The sequence below is a fragment of the Streptomyces sp. NPDC005722 genome (assembly GCF_040630935.1).
In the GTDB taxonomy this organism is placed as follows: domain Bacteria; phylum Actinomycetota; class Actinomycetes; order Streptomycetales; family Streptomycetaceae; genus Actinacidiphila.
On sequence record NZ_JBEXYN010000077.1, the window covers coordinates 1 to 21,091 of the forward strand.

General features: G+C 71.6%; 19 protein-coding genes. 4 read left to right on the top strand and 15 right to left on the bottom strand.

The features are described from left to right. Both ABZ479_RS40165 and pgl read left to right on the top strand, forming a co-directional pair. A partial coding sequence (locus tag ABZ479_RS40165) for a glucose-6-phosphate dehydrogenase assembly protein OpcA (RefSeq protein WP_500466204.1) occupies window positions 1-825 on the top strand: 825 nt, incomplete at its 5' end. Next, a complete protein-coding gene (pgl, locus tag ABZ479_RS40170; RefSeq protein WP_499606133.1) occupies window positions 822-1,604 on the top strand; it encodes a 6-phosphogluconolactonase in 783 nt (260 codons plus the stop codon). The genes ABZ479_RS40165 and pgl, both read left to right, overlap by 4 nt. 110 nt (window positions 1,605-1,714) lie before the next feature. On the opposite strand, the gene pgi is transcribed toward pgl, so the two are convergent. From pgi to uvrA, 15 genes are all read right to left on the bottom strand, one after another. After that, window positions 1,715-3,376 carry a glucose-6-phosphate isomerase gene (gene pgi / locus ABZ479_RS40175; protein ID WP_500466205.1) on the bottom strand — a complete coding sequence of 554 codons (1,662 nt, stop codon included), beginning with the start codon at window positions 3,374-3,376 and terminating at the stop codon, window positions 1,715-1,717. A 46-nt stretch (window positions 3,377-3,422) separates the two neighbouring features. Further along, the gene (locus tag ABZ479_RS40180; RefSeq protein WP_500466206.1) at window positions 3,423-4,676 is read right to left on the bottom strand and encodes an MFS transporter; all 1,254 of its coding nucleotides are present in this window, start codon (window positions 4,674-4,676) and stop codon (window positions 3,423-3,425) included. A gap of 78 nt (window positions 4,677-4,754) precedes the next feature. Then, complete coding sequence (locus ABZ479_RS40185; protein WP_499606129.1) at window positions 4,755-5,522, bottom strand: sugar isomerase domain-containing protein; 768 nt, start codon at window positions 5,520-5,522, stop codon at window positions 4,755-4,757. A gap of 158 nt (window positions 5,523-5,680) precedes the next feature. Further along, on the bottom strand, window positions 5,681-6,661 hold the full coding sequence (locus ABZ479_RS40190) for an N-acetylglucosamine kinase (protein WP_500466207.1): 981 nt from the start codon (window positions 6,659-6,661) through the stop codon (window positions 5,681-5,683). Window positions 6,662-6,770: 109 nt separating this feature from the next. After that, on the bottom strand, window positions 6,771-7,106 hold the full coding sequence (locus ABZ479_RS40195; RefSeq protein ID WP_361803309.1) for an RNA polymerase-binding protein RbpA: 336 nt from the start codon (window positions 7,104-7,106) through the stop codon (window positions 6,771-6,773). Window positions 7,107-7,268: 162 nt separating this feature from the next. Beyond that, entirely contained in the window at window positions 7,269-7,505 is a 237-nt protein-coding gene (gene secG, locus ABZ479_RS40200; protein ID WP_018557252.1) for a preprotein translocase subunit SecG, read from the bottom strand. Between the two features lie 118 nt (window positions 7,506-7,623). After that, complete coding sequence (tpiA, locus tag ABZ479_RS40205) at window positions 7,624-8,400, bottom strand: triose-phosphate isomerase (RefSeq protein WP_500466208.1); 777 nt, start codon at window positions 8,398-8,400, stop codon at window positions 7,624-7,626. Between the two features lie 4 nt (window positions 8,401-8,404). After that, window positions 8,405-9,616: a phosphoglycerate kinase gene (locus ABZ479_RS40210; protein ID WP_500466209.1), complete on the bottom strand. Its 1,212-nt coding sequence runs from the start codon at window positions 9,614-9,616 to the stop codon at window positions 8,405-8,407. 129 nt (window positions 9,617-9,745) lie between these two features. Then, entirely contained in the window at window positions 9,746-10,750 is a 1,005-nt protein-coding gene (gap, locus tag ABZ479_RS40215; protein ID WP_500466210.1) for a type I glyceraldehyde-3-phosphate dehydrogenase, read from the bottom strand. Window positions 10,751-10,923: 173 nt separating this feature from the next. Then, window positions 10,924-11,901 (bottom strand): DNA-binding protein WhiA, encoded by a 978-nt coding sequence (gene whiA / locus ABZ479_RS40220; RefSeq protein ID WP_500466211.1) that lies wholly within the window; start codon window positions 11,899-11,901, stop codon window positions 10,924-10,926. Then, entirely contained in the window at window positions 11,892-12,899 is a 1,008-nt protein-coding gene (locus ABZ479_RS40225) for a gluconeogenesis factor YvcK family protein (protein ID WP_500466212.1), read from the bottom strand. Before ABZ479_RS40225 ends, whiA begins: the two co-directional genes overlap by 10 nt. Beyond that, window positions 12,896-13,819 (bottom strand): RNase adapter RapZ, encoded by a 924-nt coding sequence (gene rapZ / locus ABZ479_RS40230; RefSeq protein WP_499606123.1) that lies wholly within the window; start codon window positions 13,817-13,819, stop codon window positions 12,896-12,898. The genes ABZ479_RS40225 and rapZ overlap by 4 nt, the downstream gene beginning before the upstream one ends. After that, on the bottom strand, window positions 13,816-15,909 hold the full coding sequence (gene uvrC, locus ABZ479_RS40235) for an excinuclease ABC subunit UvrC (RefSeq protein WP_500466213.1): 2,094 nt from the start codon (window positions 15,907-15,909) through the stop codon (window positions 13,816-13,818). The genes rapZ and uvrC overlap by 4 nt, the downstream gene beginning before the upstream one ends. Window positions 15,910-15,948: 39 nt before the next feature. Further along, on the bottom strand, window positions 15,949-16,368 hold the full coding sequence (locus ABZ479_RS40240) for a QcrA and Rieske domain-containing protein (protein ID WP_499606119.1): 420 nt from the start codon (window positions 16,366-16,368) through the stop codon (window positions 15,949-15,951). Between the two features lie 76 nt (window positions 16,369-16,444). After that, entirely contained in the window at window positions 16,445-19,372 is a 2,928-nt protein-coding gene (uvrA, locus tag ABZ479_RS40245) for an excinuclease ABC subunit UvrA (protein WP_500466214.1), read from the bottom strand. Window positions 19,373-19,569: 197 nt separating this feature from the next. Between uvrA and ABZ479_RS40250 the strand changes: the two genes are divergently transcribed. Both ABZ479_RS40250 and ABZ479_RS40255 read left to right on the top strand, forming a co-directional pair. Further along, complete coding sequence (locus ABZ479_RS40250; RefSeq protein ID WP_500466215.1) at window positions 19,570-20,301, top strand: maleylpyruvate isomerase family mycothiol-dependent enzyme; 732 nt, start codon at window positions 19,570-19,572, stop codon at window positions 20,299-20,301. A 4-nt stretch (window positions 20,302-20,305) separates the two neighbouring features. Next, window positions 20,306-20,962, top strand: coding sequence for an MBL fold metallo-hydrolase (locus ABZ479_RS40255; protein ID WP_500466216.1), 657 nt, complete (start codon window positions 20,306-20,308; stop codon window positions 20,960-20,962). Window positions 20,963-21,091 lie beyond the last annotated feature (129 nt).

The window sequence follows — 21,091 nt, forward strand, 5'->3', positions numbered from 1 at the left end:
ATCCTGGTCGTCATCAAGCGGCCCGGACGCTCCCCCCGCGACCGGCGCAACGCGCGCCTCGACGCCGAGGTACGCGTGGGCGGCGAGTCCGGCACGGGCGAGATCGTCCTGCTCCGCCTGCACGGCGAACTCGCCGACCACGCCGAGAGCGTCGTGCTCCCGCTGCTGCTGCCCGACGCCCCCGTCGTCGTGTGGTGGCCCGAGGACGCGCCCGCCAACCCCGCCGAGGACCTGCTGGGCCGGCTCGCGGCACGCCGGATCACCGACGCGGCGGCCACCGAGGACCCGGTCGCCGCCCTGGGGGTGCGCGCCGCGTCGTACACCCCCGGCGACACCGACCTCGCCTGGACCCGGATCACCCCGTGGCGCAGCGTGCTGGCCGCGGCCCTGGACCAGAAGCAGGCCGCGGTCAAGGGCGCCGTCGTCGAGGGCGAGGCGTACAACCCGAGCACGGAGCTGCTCGGGCTGTGGCTCGCCCGGCGGCTGGGTGTGCCCGTGCGGCGGAAGGTCTCCGACGGCCCCGGCATCACCGCCGTACGGCTGGCGACCGCGGACGGCGAGATCTGCCTGGACCGGCCGACCGGCTCGCTGGCCGAACTGGCCATCCCCGGCCAGCCCGACCGGCACGTGGCGCTGCAGCGGCGGCTGACCTCCGACCTGATCGCGGAGGAACTGCGCCGGCTCGACCCCGACGAGGCGTACGCGGCGGCCGTCAAGTTCGGCGTGGACCAGCTCTCACGCGCCGAGGAGACGGCCGAGCCCGCCGCCGCGGCCGCGGGAGCGGGCCAGGACGGCGGCTCCGGCAAGAAGGCGGCTGCACAATGACCGCACCGCAGGTGGTCGTCCACCGGGACAAGGAACTGATGGCGCAGGCCGCCGCGGCCCGGCTGATCACGAAGATCGTGGACGCCCAGGCCGCCCGCGGCTCCGCCTCGGTGGTGCTGACCGGCGGACGCAACGGCAACGCCCTGCTCGCCGCCCTGGCCGCCTCGCCGGCCCGGGACGCGGTGGACTGGGCGCGGCTGGACCTGTGGTGGGGCGACGAGCGGTTCCTGCCCTCGGGCGACCCGGAGCGCAACGAGACCCAGGCCCGCGAGGCGCTGCTCGACGCCGTTCCGGTCGACCCGGCGCGGGTGCACGCCATGCCGTCCTCGGACGGGCCGCTCGGCAACGACGCGGACGCCGCCGCCGAGGCCTACGCACAGGAACTGGCGGAGGCCGCCGGTCCCGAGGACCACGGTCCGGTGCCCTCCTTCGACGTGCTGATGCTCGGCGTGGGGCCGGACACCCATGTGGCCTCGCTGTTCCCCGGGCACCCGGGGGTCCGCGAGACCGAGCGCACCGTCGTGGGCGTGCACGGCTCCCCCAAGCCGCCGCCGACCCGGATCTCGCTCACCCTGCCCGCCATCCGCGCCGCCCGCGAGGTCTGGCTGCTGGCGGCGGGCGAGGACAAGGCGGGCGCCGTGGCCATCGCCCTGTCCGGGCCCGGTGAGATCCAGGCGCCCGCGGCCGGTGCGCACGGGCGGGCCCGCACGCTGTGGCTGCTGGACCGTACGGCCGCCGCGAAGCTGCCCCCACAGCTGTACCCGCCGTCCTCCCCGTGAGGCGGTGACCGGCGCGGGACGCCGCACAGGAAGAAGCCGCCGGGCGGGCTCCGAGGAGCCCGCCCGGCGGATTCTTTCCTTCGTGGGCCGTGCGCCCTGCGCTGTGAGACTCAGCGGCCGCGCAGCGACCGGTAGGTGGCCACGAGGGCCTTCGAGGACGCGTCCAGACCGGCCACCTCGGCGCCCTCGGTCAGGGCGGGCTCCATGCGCTTGGCGAGGACCTTGCCGAGCTCGACGCCCCACTGGTCGAAGGAGTCGATGTTCCAGACCGCGCCCTGCACGAAGACCTTGTGCTCGTACAGCGCCACCAACTGGCCCAGCACGGACGGGGTCAGCTCCTTGGCGAGGACGGTCGTCGTCGGGTGGTTGCCGCGGAAGGTGCGGTGCGGGACCTGCGCCTCCGGGACGCCCTCGGCGCGGACCTCCTCGCTGGTCTTGCCGAAGGCCAGCGCCTGCGTCTGGGCGAAGAAGTTGGCCATCAGCAGGTCGTGCTGGGCGGCGAAGGCCGGTTCCAGGTCGTCGACCGGGTTGGCGAAGCCGATGAAGTCCGCCGGGATGAACTTCGTGCCCTGATGCAGCAACTGGTAGTAGGCGTGCTGCCCGTTGGTGCCCGGCGTGCCCCACACGACCGGCCCGGTCTGCCAGTCGACGGGCCGCCCCTCGCGGTCTACGTACTTGCCGTTGGACTCCATGTCGAGCTGCTGCAGGTAGGCCGTGAACTTCGACAGGTAGTGGCTGTACGGCAGGACCGCGTGCGCCTGCGCGTCGAAGAACTGGCCGTACCAGACGCCCAGCAGGCCCATCAGCAGCGGCGCGTTGGCCTCCGGAGGGGCGGTACGGAAGTGCTCGTCGACCAGGTGGAAGCCGGCCAGCATCTCCCGGAACTGCTCCTCGCCGATGGCGATCATCAGCGAGAGCCCGATCGCGGACGGGTACGAGTAGCGGCCACCGACCCAGTCCCAGAACTCGAACATGTTGTCGGTGTCGATGCCGAACTTGGAGACCTCCGCCGCGTTCGTGGACACGGCCACGAAGTGGAAGCGCACCGCGTTCTCGTCGGCGCCGAGCCCGTCGAGCAGCCACTCGCGCGCCGAGGTGGCGTTGGTGATGGTCTCGATGGTGGTGAACGTCTTGGACGCGACGATGAACAGCGTCTCGGCGGGGTCCAGGCCGTGCAGCGCCTCGTGGAGGTCGGCGCCGTCCACGTTGGAGACGAACCGGAAGGTGAGCTCGCGGTCCGTGTACGCGCGAAGCACCTCGTAGGCCATCGCCGGGCCCAGGTCGGAACCGCCGATGCCGATGTTCACCACGTTCTTGATGCGGCGTCCGGTCGAGCCGACCCACTTGCCCGTGCGCACGGAGTGGGCGAAGCTCCCCATCCGGGTGAGCACGTGGTGGACGCCGGGCACGACGTTGACGCCGTCGACCGTGACGTCGGCCGACTGCGGGGCGCGCAGCGCGGTGTGCAGCACCGCGCGGTCCTCGGTGACGTTGATCTTCTCGCCGCGGAACATGGCGTCCCGCAGCGCCGCGACACCGGTGGCCGCCGCGAGGTCGCGCAGCAGACGCAGTGTCTCGTCGGTCACCAGGTGCTTGGAGTAGTCCAGATGGAGATCGCCGACCTGCACGGTGTAGCGCCGGGCGCGGTCCGGGTCGGCGTCGAACAGCTCCCGCAGGTGGGTCGCGCCCAGTTCCTCGCGGTGCTCGGCGAGCGCGTGCCACTCGGGCCGCTGGTCGAGACGGGTTCGGCCCTGCGTGTTGGTATCGGACATCAGTCCACTTCTCCTCGTCCTCCTGCTGCAGGTCCAAACTAGTTGATTACCTGCGCGCCGATGTTTCACGTCCGCCGTCTGGCGTGGTGACGATCGGACGAAGAACCGGCAACGCGCAGCCCACCAGAGCGGCCGCGAGCAGCAGCGGGGTGTTGGGCCCGAGGATCTGCGCCGCAGCGCCGCCCAGCAGGGCGCCGAGCGGGGCCCCGGCGACCCCCAGGGTGCGCATGGCCGCGCTCACCCGGCCCAGCAACTTCTCGGGTGTGCGCTGCTGCATCAGGGTGGTCTCGTTGACGTTCCACATCATGCCGAGGGCGCCGAAGACGGCCAGCGCGGCCGCGGTCACCGCCAGGGAGCGCACGCTGCCGGCCAGGACCAGGCAGCCGGCCTGGAGCGCCAGCCCCGGTGCGAGGCTCCTGACGCGGCCGCCCAGCACCGTCGAGAGCCGTCCGGCGGCCGCTCCCCCGGCCACGCTGCCCGCCCCGTAGGCGACCAGCACGACGGCGTACCCCGTGTGCCCCGCGTGGAGCCAGCCGGTGACGTGCAGGACGAGGGTCGCCACCAGGGCGCCGATGCCCACGTTGACCACGGTGTTGGCGGTGCACAGCGCCCGCAGCACCCGGTCCCGCCACAACACGCGTATCCCCTCGGAGATGTCCTGCCGCAGGGTGCGGCCGGCGGGCCGCACCGCCCGTTCGGGCGGGGGCACCCGCAGCGAGGCGACCAGCACGGCGGCGGCCGCGTAGGTCAGGGCGTCCACCCCGAACGGCAGCGCTGCCGTGACGCCGAAGAGCACCGGCACCAAGGGCGCGGCGAGGAAGGTCGCGGCCATGGTCTGGGCGGTCATCAGCCGGGCGTTGGCGCGGCCCAGGGACCGGGAGGGCACGACCGCGGGCAGCAGCGAGGTCGCCGCGTTGTCGAAGAGGGTCTGCAGCGTGGTCAGCGCGAACGCCAGGACGAGCAGCAGCACGATGCCCGCCCGGTCCAGCCACACCGCGAGCGCGAAGGCGGCGGTGAGCGCGCCCCGTACGGCGTCCACGGCCCACATGGCGCGCCGCTGGTCGACCCGGTCGGCCACCGCGCCGCCGAGCAGCCCGAACAGGAGCCAGGGGACGAAGCCCGCGGCGGTGACGAGCGAGACCAGCAGCGGGGAGTCGGTCAGCCCCACGGCGAGCAGCGGCAGCGCCGCCGCCCTCAGCCCGTCACCGAACCGCGAGACCGCCGCGGCCGTCCACAGCCGCCCGAACCCGCCCCGCCACCCGGGCGCGCGCTCGATGTCGTACGCGATGCCGACGCTCATGGAAACCCCCGCTCACCGGTCCTCGACCTTCGTCACAGACCGTAGCGGGGGCCACTGACAACGCCGCTCGGCCGCAGGTCAGAACCCTCCGCGGTGCAGTCGCTCCCCGTAGTGGCGCTCCAGGACGAGGTTGCGCTCGAAGCCGCCGGGGACGTTGGCCGAGACGTACACCGGCGCCTGGTGGCCCTCGGCGGTCATCAGGCCCACGGCCTCGGCGACGGTCATCTGGACGAGCATGGCCGAGGTGATCGTCGAGATCCCGCACAGCGAACCGCCGTCGGGCAGCGGCAGCAGGGCGTCACCGGTCGGCGCGCCGTTGTCCAGGACGACGTCGGCGAGGTCGGCGAGCCGCTTGCCGGACGCGTGCAGCGCCGGGACGGAACGGGTGTGCTGCAACGAGGTCAGGGCGATCAGCGGGTGGCCCGCCTCCTTCGCGTGGAGGGCGAAGTCGACGATCGAGTTGTTGACGCCCGAGTTGGAGATCACGACGAAGACGTCCCGCGGGTGGGGGGCGGCCAGTTCGTACAGCCGCTTGCCGAGCCCGGGCGACCGCTCCAGCAGCGGGTCGGAGAGCACCGAGAGGTCCTCACCGCCGCGGACCACCAGGTCCGACAGGCCGATGCGGTTGGTGGGGATCAGTCCGCCGGCGCGTCCGGCGATCTCCAGTGCCGTGGCCTGCGAGTGGCCGGTCCCGAAGGCCTGGACGATGCCGTCCGCGGCGACGCAGTCGGCGAGCAGCCGGGCGGCGGCGGCGACGGAGTCCTTGTTGGCGGCGACCACGCGGTCGATGACCGTCCTCGCCTCGTCGGCGAAGCGTGCGGCGGTGGTCGTCACGTCGTCGGCCATGGCCGATTCCCCCTGAGTCCAGTGATCCGGTGGGTGCTCCTCCGAAACGATGGACGAGAGGTCTAGTCCACGTCAATCCCCCGGCGGGGGCGTCCTGTCGGGGCCGTCCGTCGGTTGCGTCCCCTCGGGTGCGTCCGGACCTCCCGGTGCGCTCCCGCTCAGTCCCCGTCGACCCGCAGGCGGGCCAGCGCCAGCGCTCCCGCGCCGCCGTCGCGCACCGGCATGACGTCCAGTTCCATCTCCTCGGCACGGGCCACGACGCGACCGAGCAGCGGACCCGTCGGCCCCAGCAGTCCGCCGGTGACGACCAGGGGTTCACCGGGGCGGGGGTCCAACGCGGCGACGGTCGCGGCGAGTTCGTCGGCGGCGTCGTCCAGCAGGGTCGCGGCGACCTCGTCGCCGTCCCGGTCGGCCGCGACGGCGAGCGGGCTCAACCGGGCCAGCCTGACCGGGGGTTCGGCGTACACCAGCGGCACCAGGCGGTTGCGCAGCACGTGGCACTCCTGGCCGCCGGGGCGCTCCTGTGCGAGGTACGGTCCTCCGGGTGAGCCCATGTAGTGGGCGAGCACGCCCTCGACCAGGATCGTCCACGGTCCGCGCCCGTCCAGCGCCCGCAGGGCGGCCCTCATCACCTCGCGGCCGAGCCAGAAACCGCTGCCCTCGTCGCCGACCAGCCAGCCGTTGCCGTCCGCGACGAGCGTCTGGTTGCGCTTCTCGATGCGCGCGGCCACGGCTCCGGTACCGGCCACCAGCGCCAGCCCGTCGGCCGGGGTGCCCGGCGCGGAGGCGAAGGCGACCTCGATGTCGCCGCAGACCGTCACGTGCGGCGCGCCGACACCGTGGCTGTCGAGCGCCGCCCGCAGACAGGAGGTGGCCAGTTCGTGCCCCGTCTCGGGGCCGGTGCCGAGGGCCGCGCCGGCGAAGCCGCCCACGACGGTCGTGACCTCACCCCTGCGGTCCTCCGGGACCGCGCCGCGGATGGCGTCCGCGAGGTGCTGCGTCAGCGCCACGCGTTCGACGGTCATCGCGTTGCCGGGCCCGCCCTCACCCTCGCCGAGCACCACGCCGTCGGGCGCCGCCTCGGCCAGGTAGGCGCGCGTCCGGGTTCCGCCCGCATCGATGCCGATCACCAGAGACACGACACGGAGTATACGTTCCGGTTACGCACCGGAGGGACGCGACGGGCCCGGTCCGCGAAAGAAGGCGTCCTCGCGGGCCGGGCCCCCGCGGAGCTTCAGCCGGTACGGCTCAGATCTCGCCGCGCAGCTTGGCCAGCGCCTCGGCGAGGATCGCCTCGCCGTCGGCCGCGCTGCGCCGCTCCCGTACGTACGCCAGGTGCGTCTTGTACGGCTCGGTGCGCGGCGGAGCCGGCGGGTTCTCCTCGTCCTGACCGGCCGGGAAGCCGCAGCGCGGGCAGTCCCAGGTCTCGGGGATCTGCGCGTCGCTCGCGAAACTCGGCCGGGTCTCGTGCCCGTTGGAGCACCAGAAGGAGATGCGCAGGCGCGGCGCGGACTCGCCCCGCTCGGCCTCTCCCATCGGCCCCGCCCCGACCCGACTACCACGGATCGCGTTGCCACTTGCCACGGTCGTAACTCCCTGCGTGATGGTGCTGCGAGGTCGCCCAGTTTACGGAGACCGGTTCACCCCCGCGCCTGCGGGGAAAGGGCACCGTATCCCATGACGCCCTCCCATGATAAGTCGCGCCGACGACGAGGCGTCAGTTCTCCCCGGAAGCCGGGGACTCGGTCACTTCTGGAACTTCAACAGAAGGCCGAGGGCGACAATGCAGGCAAACCACAGCAGACCGATCACGACGGTGATCCGGTCGAGGTTGCGCTCGGCCACCGAGGAACCGCCGACGGACGACTGCATGCCGCCGCCGAACATGTCGGACAGACCGCCGCCCTTGCCCTTGTGCATCAGCACGAGCAGCAACAGCAGCAGGCTGAAGATGATGAGGGCGATGGAGAACCCGATGACCACAGCTGGACCAACTCTCTCGGTGACCTTGGACGACGCGGGGGCCGGGCCGCTGCTGCGCAGCGCTCCGACCCCCGACAGAGTACTTCGGGCAGGGCCCGACAGCCTACTGCCCCGGAACTTACTGGTCGCGGAACCGGATGATCTTGACGAACTCCTCCGGGTCCAGCGCCGCACCGCCGACCAGGGCGCCGTCCACGTCCGGCTGCGCCATGATCGCCGCGATGTTGCCGGCCTTGACCGAGCCGCCGTACTGGATGCGGACCGCGTCGGCCACCTCCTGGCCGTACAGCTCGGCCAGCCGGCCGCGGATCGCCCCGCAGACCTCCTGGGCGTCGTCGGGGGTGGCGACCTCGCCGGTGCCGATGGCCCACACCGGCTCGTAGGCGATGACCAGGGTCGCGGCCTGCTCGGCCGGGACGTCCTTCAGGGCACCGTCCACCTGGGCGAGGGTGAAGGCCACCTGCTCGCCGGCCTTGCGGACGTCCAGGCCCTCGCCGACGCAGACGATCGGCGTCAGCTCGTGCCGGAACGCCGCCTTGACCTTGGCGTTCACCTGCTCGTCGGTCTCGTGGTGGTACTGCCGGCGCTCCGAGTGGCCGATGACCACGTACGAGCACTTCAGCTTGGCCAGCATCGGGCCGGAGATCTCACCCGTGTAGGCGCCGGAGTCGTGCGCCGACAGGTCCTGGGCGCCGTACTTGATCTTCAGCTTGTCGGCCTCGATCAGGGTCTGGACGCCCCGGAGATCGGTGTAGGGCGGCAGTACGACGGCCTCGACGGCGTCGTAGTCCTTGTCGTTGAGCGAGAAGGCGAGCTTCTGGACGTGGTGGATGGCCTCGAGGTGGTTGAGGTTCATCTTCCAGTTGCCCGCCATGATCGGCGTGCGCGTGCTCATCGGATCAGTCCTCCAGTGCGGCGAGGCCGGGGAGCGTCTTGCCCTCGAGGTACTCGAGGCTCGCGCCGCCACCGGTCGAGATGTGGCCGAATGCGTTCTCGTCGAAGCCCAGGATGCGGACGGCCGCGGCGGAGTCGCCGCCGCCGACGACCGTGAACGCGGGGCTTTCGAGCAGCGCCTGGGCGACCGCGCGGGTGCCCTCGGCGTAGTCGGGGTGCTCGAAGACGCCCATCGGGCCGTTCCAGAAGACGGTCGCCGCGTCGGCGAGCTTCGAGGCGAAGAGCTTGCGGGACTCCGGACCGATGTCCAGGCCCATCAGGTCGCCGGGGAAGGCGTCGACGGACACGGTCACGGGGTTGCCGGCGACCGGGTTCTTCAGGTCGGGGAAGGACGGCGCGGCCACGATGTCCAGGGGCAGCACGAACTCCACGCCCTTGGCCTTCGCACGCTCCAGGTACTCCGCGACGGTGTCGAGCTGGTCCTCCTGCACCAGGCTCTTGCCGACCTCGTGGCCCTGGGCCTTGAGGAACGTGAAGAGCATGCCGCCGCCGATCAGGATGCGGTCGGCGCGGTCCAGCAGGTGGTCGATCACGCCCAGCTTGTCGGAGACCTTGGCACCGCCGAGGACCACCGCGTACGGGCGGGCCACGTCCTCGGTGAGCTTCTTCAGCACACCGACCTCGGTGGCGATCAGCAGACCCGCGGCGTGCGGCAGCCGGGCCGGCAGGTCGTAGACCGAGGCGTGCTTGCGGTGCACCGCGCCGAAGCCGTCACCGACGTACAGCTCGGCCAGGTCCGCCAGCTGCTCGGCGAAGGCGCCGCGCTCGGCGTCGTCCTTGCTGGTCTCGCCCAGGTTGAAGCGCAGGTTCTCCAGCAGCGCCACCGAACCGTCGGTGAGGGCGTCCACCGTCGCGCGGGCGCTCTCGCCGACCGTGTCGGTCGCGAAGGCCACCTGCGTGCCGAGGAGTTCACCCAGGCGCACGGCGACGGGGGCGAGCGAGAACTGCGGGTCGGGCGCGCCCTTGGGACGGCCCAGGTGGGAGGCGACGATCACCTTGGCGCCGGCCTCGGCCAGCTTGGCGATGGTCGGCACGACGGCGCGGATGCGGCCGTCGTCGGTGATGGTGGTGCCGGACAGCGGCACGTTGAGGTCGGCGCGCACGAACACGCGCTTGCCGCCGACCCCCTCGGCGACGAGTTCGTCGATCGTCTTCATGGTGGAGGCTCCCCTGCCTTGGTCCTGACTGGTCGGATCACCCGAACCGCCACGTCATGGGACAGGGCCCGGACGACGGCACGTCGTCCGGACCCTGTCCTCATCGCATGACGGGCGGTCGAGCGGGTGTCAGAGCTGGCCGCCGACGAACACGGTCAGGTCGACGAGACGGTTGGAGTAGCCCCACTCGTTGTCGTACCAGCCGATGACCTTGACCTGCTTGCCCTGCGCCATCGTCAGCGAGGAGTCGAAGGTGCAGGAGGCCGGCCAGTTGACGATGTCCGAGGAGACGATCGGGTCCTCGGTGTACTCGAGGACGCCCTTGAGCTGGCCCTCGGCGGCCTTCTGGAAGGCGGCGTTGACCTCGTCCTTGGTGACCTCGCGCTCGAGCTCGATGACCAGGTCGGTCACGGAGCCGGTCGGGACCGGGACGCGCATGGCGATGCCGTCCAGCTTGCCCTTGAGCTGCGGCAGCACCAGGGCGGTGGCCTTCGCGGCACCCGTCGAGGTGGGGATGATGTTCTCCGCGGCGGCACGGGCGCGACGCAGGTCCTTGTGCGGGAAGTCCAGGATGCGCTGGTCGTTGGTGTACGCGTGGACCGTGGTCATCATGCCCTTGACGATGCCGAAGTTCTCGTCGAGGACCTTCGCCATCGGCGCCACACAGTTGGTGGTGCAGGAGGCGTTGGAGATGATGTTGTGCTTCGCCGGGTCGTACTTCTCGTTGTTGACGCCCATCACGATCGTGATGTCCTCGTCGGAGGCCGGCGCCGAGATGATGACCTTCTTGGCGCCACCCTCGATGTGCTTCTTGGCGTCCGCGGCCTTGGTGAAGATGCCGGTGGACTCGATCACGATGTCGACGCCGAGCTCGCCCCACGGGATGTCGGCGGGGTTGCGCTCGGACAGCACCTTGATGGTGTGACCGTCGACGGTGATGGAGTCGGCGGTGTGGGTGACCTCGGCCTTGAGGCGGCCCAGGATCGTGTCGTACTTGAGCAGGTGTGCGGTGGTGGCCGTGTCACCCAGGTCGTTGACAGCCACGATCTCGATGTCCGCACCCTGGTCCAGGGCGGCACGGAAGAAGTTGCGACCGATGCGACCAAAGCCGTTGATGCCTACGCGGATCGTCACGAACCGATCTCCTCGCTGGTGTGCCGGAGGCCATTTCGCTCCGGCTGCGACGTATTGGGATGTCCCCGACCAAGGACGACCCTACCTCCCCGTGCTCCCGGCGGTGACATCGGCGCCACGGGTGCCCGCCGTACGGACCGGTAACCGGACGGGGCGGGCGGGCCGCGCCGGGTTCAGCCCACCATCTCCTCGGTGAGGTTGGACTCGGTGCCCGGGATGCCGAGGTCCGAGGCGCGCTTGTCGGCCATCGCCAGCAGGCGGCGGATCCGGCCCGCCACCGCGTCCTTGGTGAGCGGCGGTTCGGCGAGCGAGCCCAGCTCCTCCAGCGAGGCCTGCTTGTGGTCCATGCGGAGCCGGCCGGCCGCCGCGAGGTGCTCGGGCACGTCGTCGCCGAGGATCTCCAGGGCCCGCTGCACGCGCGCGCCCGCGGCGACCGCGGCGCGGGCCGAGCGGCGCAGGTTGGCGTCGTCGAAGTTGGCGAGCCGGTTGGCGGTGGCGCGCACCTCACGCCGCATCCGCCGCTCCTCCCAGGCCAGTACGGACTCGTGCGCGCCGAGCCGCGTCAACAGCGCGCCGATGGCGTCACCGTCACGGACGACCACGCGGTCTACGTTGCGGACCTCGCGCGCCTTGGCGGCGATCTGCAGCCGGCGGGCGGCACCGACCAGGGCGAGGGCCGCCTCGGGGCCGGGGCAGGTGACCTCCAGCGAGGAGGAACGGCCCGGCTCGGTCAGCGAGCCGTGAGCCAGGAACGCCCCGCGCCAGGCGGCCTCGGCGTCGCAGGTGGCCCCGGACACGACCTGCGGGGGCAGGCCGCGGATGGGGCGGCCGCGGCCGTCCACCAGGCCGGTCTGGCGGGCCAGCTGGTCACCGCCGGCGACCACCCGCACCACGTACCGGCTGCCGCGCCGCAGTCCGCTGGCCGCCATGACGACCAGGTCGGAGGAGTGCCCGAAGATCTCCAGGATGTCCTTGCGCAGCCTGCGCGCGGCGATCCCGGTGTCCAGCTCCGCCTCGATCACGATGCGTCCGCTGACCAGGTGCAGTCCGCCCGCGAACCTCAGGATCGCCGAGACCTCCGCCTTTCGGCAGCAGGTCCGGGTGACGGGAAGCCGGGAGATCTCGTCCTTCACCGCTGCCGTCATCGCCATGGGCCGATCCTTCCATGCATACGAAAAATCCGGTCGAACGCGGCAGCCAGCAGTTCCGGATCGTGCCGCGGCCCGTCGGGGGCGGCGACCCGGGCCAGCTCCACCGTGCCCGACAAACGCTCGGCTGCCTGTATGAGGCTGTCGCGGTCGAGTACGGCGGCCTCGTCGGCCAGCACCACGTCGATGGTGAGTTTAGGGGCGTGTCGGGCCAAAACCTCCAAGTGACGCTGCGGAGAAAAGCCCTCGGTCTCACCCGGTTGCGGTGCGAGGTTGAGCGCGAGCACCTTGCGGGCCCTGGTCTCCATGAGCGCGGACGCCAGATCGGGCACCAGCAGGTGCGGCATCACGGAGGAGAACCAGGAACCGGGGCCGAGCACCACCCAGTCCGCGTCGAGCACGGACTGCACCGCCTCGGGGACGGCCGGCGGGTCGCTCGGCACCAGTTGCACCTCCTGCACCTCACCGGGGGTGAGGGCGACGGTGGCCTGGCCGTGGACGGTCGTGACCTCCTCCGGCTCCTCCGGGTCGTGGCCGCGCACCGTGGCGGTGAGCTCCAGCGGCACCGCCGACATGGGCAGCACCCTGCCGTGCGCGCCGAGCAGCCGGCCCACCCACTCCAGGGCCGCCACGGGGTCGCCGAGTTGCTCCCACAGCGCCACGATCAGCAGGTTGCCCACGGCGTGGCCGTGCAGGTCGCCCTGGCTGACGAAACGGTGCTGGACGACCTGGGACCAGGTCCGGCCCCACTCGTCGTCGCCGCACAGCGCGGCCAGCGCCTTGCGCAGGTCGCCGGGCGGCAGCACCCCCATCTCCTGGCGCAGGCGGCCGCTGGAGCCGCCGTCGTCGGCGACCGTGACCACGGCGGTCAGGTCCTGGGTGATGCGGCGCAGGGCGGACAGGGAGGCGGACAGTCCGTGCCCGCCTCCCAATGCCACGACCTTGGGCGTGGCCCCGCTGCGCCCCGCCGACCGGCGCAAGCGCCGAGTCGTCCTGATCACTCGCGCCCCATGTCCCGGTGGACGACGACCGTCTCCACTCCGTCGGCGGACAGCCGCGCGGCCAGACGCTCGGACATGGCGACGCTGCGGTGCTTGCCGCCGGTGCAGCCGACCGCGATGGTCACGTAGCGCTTGCCCTCACGGCGGTAGCCGGCGTTGACGATGTGCAGCAGCTCGGCGTAGCGGTCGAGGAACTCCTTGGCGCCGGGCTGGTTGAACACGTACGTGGCGACCTCGTCGTTGAGACCGGTGTACGGCCGCAGCTCCGGCACCCAGTGCGGGTTGGGCAGGAAGCGGCAGTCGGCCACCAGGTCGGCGTCGACGGGGAGGCCGTACTTGAAGCCGAAGGACATGACGGTGGCCCGCAGTTCCGGCTCCTCCTCGCCGGCGAACTGGGCGTCCATCTTGGCCCGCAGCTCGTGGACGTTGAGGCTGGAGGTGTCGATCACCAGGTCCGCGTCGCCGCGCAGCTCGCTCAGCAGCTCGCGTTCCTTGGCGATGCCGTCGACGATGCGGCCGTCGCCCTGCAGCGGGTGCGGGCGGCGCACCGACTCGAAGCGGCGCACCAGCGTCTCGTCGGAGGCCTCGAGGAAGAGCACCCGGCGCTTGACGCCCTTGGAGTCCAGGTCCGCGAGGGACTCGCGGAGGTTGTCGAAGAAGCGTCGGCCGCGGACGTCCACGACCACCGCGATCCGTGCCACGTTGCCCTGCGAGCGGGCGCCGAGGTCGACCATGGTGGGGATGAGGGCGGGCGGCAGGTTGTCCACGACGAACCAGCCGAGGTCCTCCAGGCACTTGGCCGCGTGGCTGCGCCCGGCACCGGACATGCCCGAGATGATCACGAGTTCGGGGATGGCCTCGGCGGCCTCTCCCGCTCCTCCGGTCGTCACCTGTTCTCCGCCTCCGTCGTTCGCGTTCATGAGTCGTGCCCCCGTTCCGTGGGGACGGTCACCGGACCGGCCGTCCCCTCTTCCTCAATGATCTCTCCTGTGGCGGTGTTCACCGCGGGACCGGCGGGGGCGGCGCCGGCCAGCGCGGCCAGCACGGCCTCGGCGGTGCGCCTGCCGACCCCGGGAACCTCGCAGATCTGCTCGACCGTCGCCGCGCGCAGCCGCTTGAGCGAGCCGAAGTGCTTCAGCAGCGCCTGGCGGCGGCTCTCGCCGAGGCCCGGCACCGCGTCCAGGGCACCGGACTTCATCGACTTGGATCGCTTGTTGCGCTGGTAGGCGATGGCGAAGCGGTGGGCCTCGTCCCGGACCCGCTGCAGCAGGTACAGGCCCTCGCTGGTGCGCGGCAGGATGACGGGGTCGTCCTGGCCGGGCAGCCAGACCTCCTCCAGGCGCTTGGCCAGGCCGCACACCGCCACGTCCTCCACCCCGAGCTCCGCCAGGGCCCGCTGGGCGGCGGCGACCTGCGGCTGCCCGCCGTCCACGACGACCAGCTGCGGGGGGTAGGCGAACTTGCGCGGCCGGCCCGTGTCCGGGTCGATGGGTCCGCCGGCGACCTCGCCGCCGCTGCCCGCGACGCCGTTGCCGTCGGTTCCTCCCGTGCCGGCGCCGTCGACCTCCTCGGCCCCGTTGCCGTCGCCGTCCACCCACTCGCCGGTCTTCTGCTTCTCCAGCAGGTAGCGGCGGAAGCGCCGGGAGACCACCTCGTGCATCGACCGGACGTCGTCCTGGCCGGCGAAGCTCTTGATCTGGAAGCGGCGGTACTCGCTCTTGCGGGCGAGTCCGTCCTCGAAGACCACCATCGAGGCGACGACGTCGTCGCCCTGGAGGTGGGAGATGTCGAAGCACTCGATGCGCAGCGGCGCCGAGTCCAGGTCCAGCGCCTCGGCGATCTCCTCCAGGGCGCGCGAACGCGTCGTGAGGTCGGAGGCGCGCCTGGTCTTGTGCAGCACCAGCGCCTGCTGGGCGTTGCGCTGCACGGTGGTCATCAGGTCCTTCTTGTCGCCGCGCTGCGGTATCCGCAGGCTCACCTGGGAGCCCCGGCGCTCGGTGAGCCACTGCTGCACGGGCTCGTACGGGTCGGGCAGCGCGGGCACCAGCACCTCCTTGGGCACCCCTTCGCCCCGCTCCTCGCCGTACAGCTGCTGCAGCGCGTGCTCGACCAGCTCGGGGGTGCCGACCTCCTCGACGCGGTCGGTGACCCAGCCGCGCTGACCGCGCACCCGGCCGTCGCGGACGTGGAAGATCTGGACGGCGGCCTCCAGCTCGTCCTCGGCGACGGCGATCAGGTCGGCGTCGGTGGCGTCGGCGAGGACGACCGCGTTCTTCTCCATGGCGCGCTTGAGCGCCTCGATGTCGTCGCGGAGCCGGGCCGCCCTCTCGTACTCCATGGCCGCGGCCGCGTCCCGCATCTGCTGCTCCAGGCGGCGGAGGTAGGTGCCGGTGCGGCCGGCCATGAAGTCGCAGAACTCCTCGGCCAGTTCACGGTGCTCCTCGGCGCTGACCCGGCCGACGCAGGGGGCCGAGCACTTGCCGATGTACCCCAGCAGACAGGGGCGGCCGATCTGCGCGGAGCGCTTGAACACCCCGGAGGAGCAGGTGCGCACGGGGAAGACCCGCAGCAGCAGGTCCACCGTCTCGCGGATCGCCCAGGCGTGCGCGTACGGGCCGAAGTAGCGCACGCCCTTGCGCTTGGGGCCGCGCATCACCTGGACGCGGGGGAACTCCTCGTTCAGGGTGACGGCGAGCGAGGGGTAGCTCTTGTCGTCCCGGTACTTCACGTTGAAGCGCGGGTCGTACTCCTTGATCCAGGAGTACTCCAGCTGCAGCGCCTCGACCTCGGTGGCCACCACCGTCCATTCCACGGAGGCGGCGGTGGTGACCATCGTGCGGGTGCGCTGGTGCAGGTTCGCGAGGTCCTGGAAGTACGAGGAGAGCCGCTGGCGCAGGCTCTTCGCCTTCCCGACGTAGATCACCCGGCCGTGCTGGTCCCGGAACTTGTACACCCCGGGAGAGTCCGGAATCTGTCCCGGCTTGGGGCGGTAGCTGGAGGGATCGGCCATGCCCCCACCCTACTGATTGACGGTGACATTCCCGCCGTCTCAGGCCCCGGTCCCGGCGACGAGCTTGCCGTCCTTGACCTGGACGTCGACCTTGGTCAGCGGCTTGGTCGCGGGGCCGGTGCGGACGGCGCCGGTGGCGGCGTCGAAGACGCTGCCGTGGCAGGGGCAGGACAGCGCGGTGTCCTCCACCTTGTCGCAGGTGCAGCCCTGGTGGGTGCACACGGCGCTGAAGGCCCGGTAGCTGCCCTGCGTGGGCTGCGCCACGACTATCTTGGCCTCGCGGTAGAGCTTGGCACCGCCGACCGGGACCTCGGTGGCCGCGCCCAGCTCGACGGGACCCTCGGGGGCCGCCGCGCCGGGACCGCCGCAGGCGGTGAGGCCGACCCCGGCGACGCCCACGAGGGCCGCGCCCTTCAGGACGGTACGGCGGCAGGGGGGCAGGGCGCTGGTGTCGGCCATGGAGGGCTCCGCTTCGGCACGTAGGGAAAAGAGCTTGAAAGCTGCACCATACGTGCCGAAACCCTGAGCCCTGCCGTCAGGCCTTCGCCGCCGCCCTCTTCCGCGGGGCCGCCCGCTTCTTGGCCGGGACCGGCGGGGCGTCGGAGACCCGCTCGGCGCCCAGGATGTCCCTGAGGAACTTGCCGGTGTGGCTCGCCCCCACGCCCGCGACCTGCTCCGGGGTGCCCTCGGCGATCACCAAGCCGCCGCCGCTGCCGCCCTCGGGGCCCATGTCGATGACCCAGTCGGCCGTCTTGATCACATCGAGGTTGTGCTCGATGACGATCACGGTGTTGCCCTTCTCCACCAGTCCGGAGAGCACCTTGATCAGCTTGCTGATGTCCTCGAAGTGCAGACCCGTGGTGGGCTCGTCCAGCACGTAGACCGTGCGGCCGGTGGAGCGCTTCTGCAGCTCGGAGGCGAGCTTCACGCGCTGCGCCTCACCACCGGACAGGGTCGTGGCGGACTGCCCCAGCCGGACGTAGCCCAGCCCGACCTCGGTGAGGGTGCGCAGGTGCCGGGCGATCGTCGGGACCGCCTCGAAGAAGTCCAGCGCCTCGGAGATCGGCATGTCCAGGACCTCGGCGATGGACTTGCCCTTGTAGTGGACCTCCAGGGTCTCCCGGTTGTACCGGGCACCGTGGCAGACCTCGCACGGCACGTAGACGTCCGGGAGGAAGTTCATCTCGATCTTGATGGTGCCGTCGCCGGAGCAGTTCTCGCAGCGGCCGCCCTTGACGTTGAAGGAGAAGCGGCCCGGCAGGTAGCCGCGGACCTTCGCCTCCATCGTCTCCGCGAACAGCCGGCGGACGTGGTCGAAGACACCCGTGTACGTGGCCGGGTTGGAACGCGGGGTGCGGCCGATCGGCGACTGGTCGACGTGGACCACCTTGTCGACCAGGTCGTCCCCGTCGACACGGGTGTGCCGGCCCGGGACGCCCCGGGCGCCGTTCAGCTCACGGGCCAGGTGCGTGTACAGGATGTCGTTGACCAGGGTGGACTTGCCGGAGCCGGAGACCCCGGTGACCGCCGTGAAGACACCCAGCGGGAAGGACACGTCGATGTCCCGCAGGTTGTTCTCCCGGGCGCCGTGCACGGTCAGCCGGCGCTCCCCGTCCAGCGGGCGGCGCACGTCGGGGATCGGGATCCGGCGCTTGCCCGCCAGGTACTGGCCGGTCAGCGACTCCTTGTTGCGCAGCAGCTCCTTGAGCGAACCGCTGTGCACCACCTTGCCGCCGTGCTCACCCGCGCCCGGGCCGATGTCGACCACCCAGTCGGAGGTCTTGATGGTGTCCTCGTCGTGCTCCACCACGATCAGGGTGTTGCCGAGGTCGCGCAGCCGCACCAGGGTCTCGATGAGCCGGTGGTTGTCCCGCTGGTGGAGGCCGATCGACGGCTCGTCCAGCACGTAGAGCACGCCCACCAGGCCCGAGCCGATCTGGGTGGCGAGCCGGATCCGCTGGGCCTCGCCGCCGGACAGGGTGCCGGCCGCGCGGTTGAGCGAGAGGTAGTCCAGGCCGACGTCGACCAGGAAGCGCAGCCGCTCGTTGACCTCCTTCAGCACCCGCTCGGCGATGGTCTTCTCGCGCGCGCTCAGCTTCATGCCGCGCAGGAACTCCGCGCAGTCGCTGATGGACATCGCGGCGACCTCGGCGATGGACTTCTCCTGGACGGTGACCGCCAGGACGATCGGCTTGAGGCGGGTGCCCTCACAGGTGGGGCAGGGCACCTCGCGCATGTACCCCTCGAAGCGCTCGCGGCTGGAGTCGCTCTCGGACTCCGCGTGCCGGCGGCGGACGAAGGGGATCGCGCCCTCGAAGGAGGTGGTGTACGAGCGCTCGCGCCCGTAGCGGTTGCGGTAGCGCACCGCGATCTGCGTCTTGTGGCCGTTGAGCAGTGCCTTCTTCGCGCGCTGCGGCAGCCCCGCCCACGGGATGTCGGTACGGAAGCCCAGCTCGTCGGCGAGCGCGCCGATCAGTCGCTGGAAGTAGTCCCGGGTGTGGCCGAGCGACCAGGGGGCGATGGCGCCCTCGTCGAGGGACTTGTCCTCGTCGGGGACGATCAGCTCCGGGTCGACCTCCATGCGGGTGCCGATGCCGGTGCACTCCGGGCAGGCGCCGAAGGGCGAGTTGAAGGAGAAGGAGCGGGGCTCCAGCTCCTCGAAGGACAGGTCGTCGTACGGGCAGTAGAGGTGCTCGGAGAACATCCGCTCGCGCTGCGGGTCGTCCTCGGGGAGGTCGACGAAGTCCAGGATCACCATGCCGCCGGACAGGCCGAGGGCGGTCTCGACCGAGTCGGTCAGCCGGCGCTTGGCGCTCTCCTTGACGGTGAGGCGGTCGATGACCACCTCGATGGTGTGCTTCTCCTGCTTCTTGAGCTTCGGCGGCTCGGTCAGCTGGACGGTCACGCCGTCCACCCGGGCCCGGCTGTAGCCCTTGGTCTGCAGGTCGGAGAAGAGGTCGGCGAACTCGCCCTTGCGCTCGCGCACCAGCGGCGAGAGCACCTGGAAGCGGGAACCCTCCTCCAGCTCCAGCACCCGGTCGACGATCGCCTGGGGCGACTGCCGGGAGATCGGCCGGCCGCACTCGGGGCAGTGCGGCTTGCCGATGCGGGCGAAGAGCAGGCGGAGGTAGTCGTAGACCTCGGTGATCGTGCCGACCGTCGAGCGCGGGTTGCGCGAGGTGGACTTCTGGTCGATCGAGACCGCGGGCGACAGACCCTCGATGAAGTCGACGTCCGGCTTGTCCATCTGGCCCAGGAACTGCCGTGCGTACGAGGAGAGCGACTCCACGTAGCGACGCTGGCCCTCGGCGAAGATCGTGTCGAACGCCAGGGAGGACTTGCCCGACCCCGAGAGGCCGGTGAACACGATGAGCGAGTCCCGTGGCAGGTCGAGCGAGACGTTCTTCAGATTGTGCTCGCGAGCGCCACGGACGGTGAGACGATCGGCCACGCCAGTGCGCACCTTTCAAAAGGCAGACAAGGGACAGCACCCCCAGACAGCCTAAACGGGGCGCCGACGAGTTTTCTTCCGGTTGTGTTGACAGCGAGCCTATAGCACGCACATTCGATTTCCGGCATCGGTGCGGCAGCTTCACCCGAATGAGTGTCCCGCGCTAGCGTCTCGGTGGAGACGTCGATCAGGTCCGACCAGGAGGCCCCGTGTCTGTCCAACGACCCGACCCCGACCACGATGCGGCCGAACTCCGAGAGGCCACCGAACGACTGATCGAGACCGTGGCCGCCATGCCCCCCGCGTGCGTCGCCGAGCCGTCGCGGCTGCCGGGCTGGACCCGCGGCCATGTGCTGGCCCACCTCGCGCGCAACGCGGACTCCCTGGTCAACCTGCTCATCTGGGCCCGCACCGGCGAGGAGACCCCGCAGTACGAGAGCGGCGAGCGCCGGGAGAAGGACATCGAGGCGGGCGCCGGCCGCACCCTCGCCGAGCACCTCGACGACCTGCGGACCTCCGCCGACCGGCTGGCCCTGGCCATCGAGGAGCTGCCGCCGCAGAACTGGGCCGCGCAGGTCGTCATGCGCTCCGGCCGGGTGACCGCCGCGGCGGAGATCCCGTACCTGCGGCTCCTGGAGATCTACTTCCACCACGTCGACCTCGGCCTGGAGTACACCTGCGCGCACCTCCCCGAGGACTTCGCGGCGCGGGAGCTCGGCGCCATCATCGACGACCTGTCGGGCCACGAGGGGGTCGCCGCCGTCCGCATCCACGACACCGAGAGCGGCGAGAAGTGGGTGATCGGCGCCGCCAGCGAGCCCGAACTCACCGTCGACGGGCCCCGGCACGCGCTGCTCGCCTGGGTCAGCGGCCGCTCCGACGGCCACGGCCTGTCCGCCCGGCCCGACGTGCCGCTGCCGGTGCTGCCGCCACTAGGCTGACGCCATGACGTACAGCGGCGAGGTCACGGTCGGGGGCGCGCCCGACGTGCACGAACTCAAGGACCTCATCATCACCAAGGTCGCGGTCGGCCCCATGGAGAACAACGCGTACGTGCTGCGCTGCCGCGCCACGGACGAGCAGCTGCTCGTCGACGCGGCGAACGACGCGCACACGCTCCTGGAGGTCGCCGGCAACGACGGTCTCGCGTCCGTCGTCACCACCCACCGCCACGCCGACCACTGGCAGGCGCTGCGGGCCGTGGTCGACGCGACCGGCGCCCGCACCTACGCGGGCCGCCACGACGCCGAGGGGATCCCCGTCCCCACCGACGTGCCGGTCGAGGACGGCGACCGGATCCAGGTCGGCCGGGTCGAGCTCACCGCCCGGCACCTGGTCGGCCACACGCCCGGCAGCATCGTCCTGATCTACGACGACCCCCACGGGCACCCGCACATCTTCACCGGTGACTGCCTCTTCCCGGGCGGCGTCGGCAACACGCACAACAACCCGGACCACTTCACGAGCCTCTACGAGGGGGTCAAGGCCAAGCTCTTCGACCGCCTCCCGGACGAGACCTGGGTCTACCCCGGTCACGGCAAGGACACCACGCTCGGCGACGAGCGCCCCCACCTCGGCGAATGGCGCGAACGGGGCTGGTGACGGTCCCGGTGGCGGGGGGCCCCCCGCGGGCCCCCCCCCCCCCCCCCCCCCCGCGGGGGGGCCCCCCCCCCCCCCCGGGCCCGGGGAGGGGGGGGGGGGGGGGGGGGGGTTGGGGGGGGGGGGGGGGTT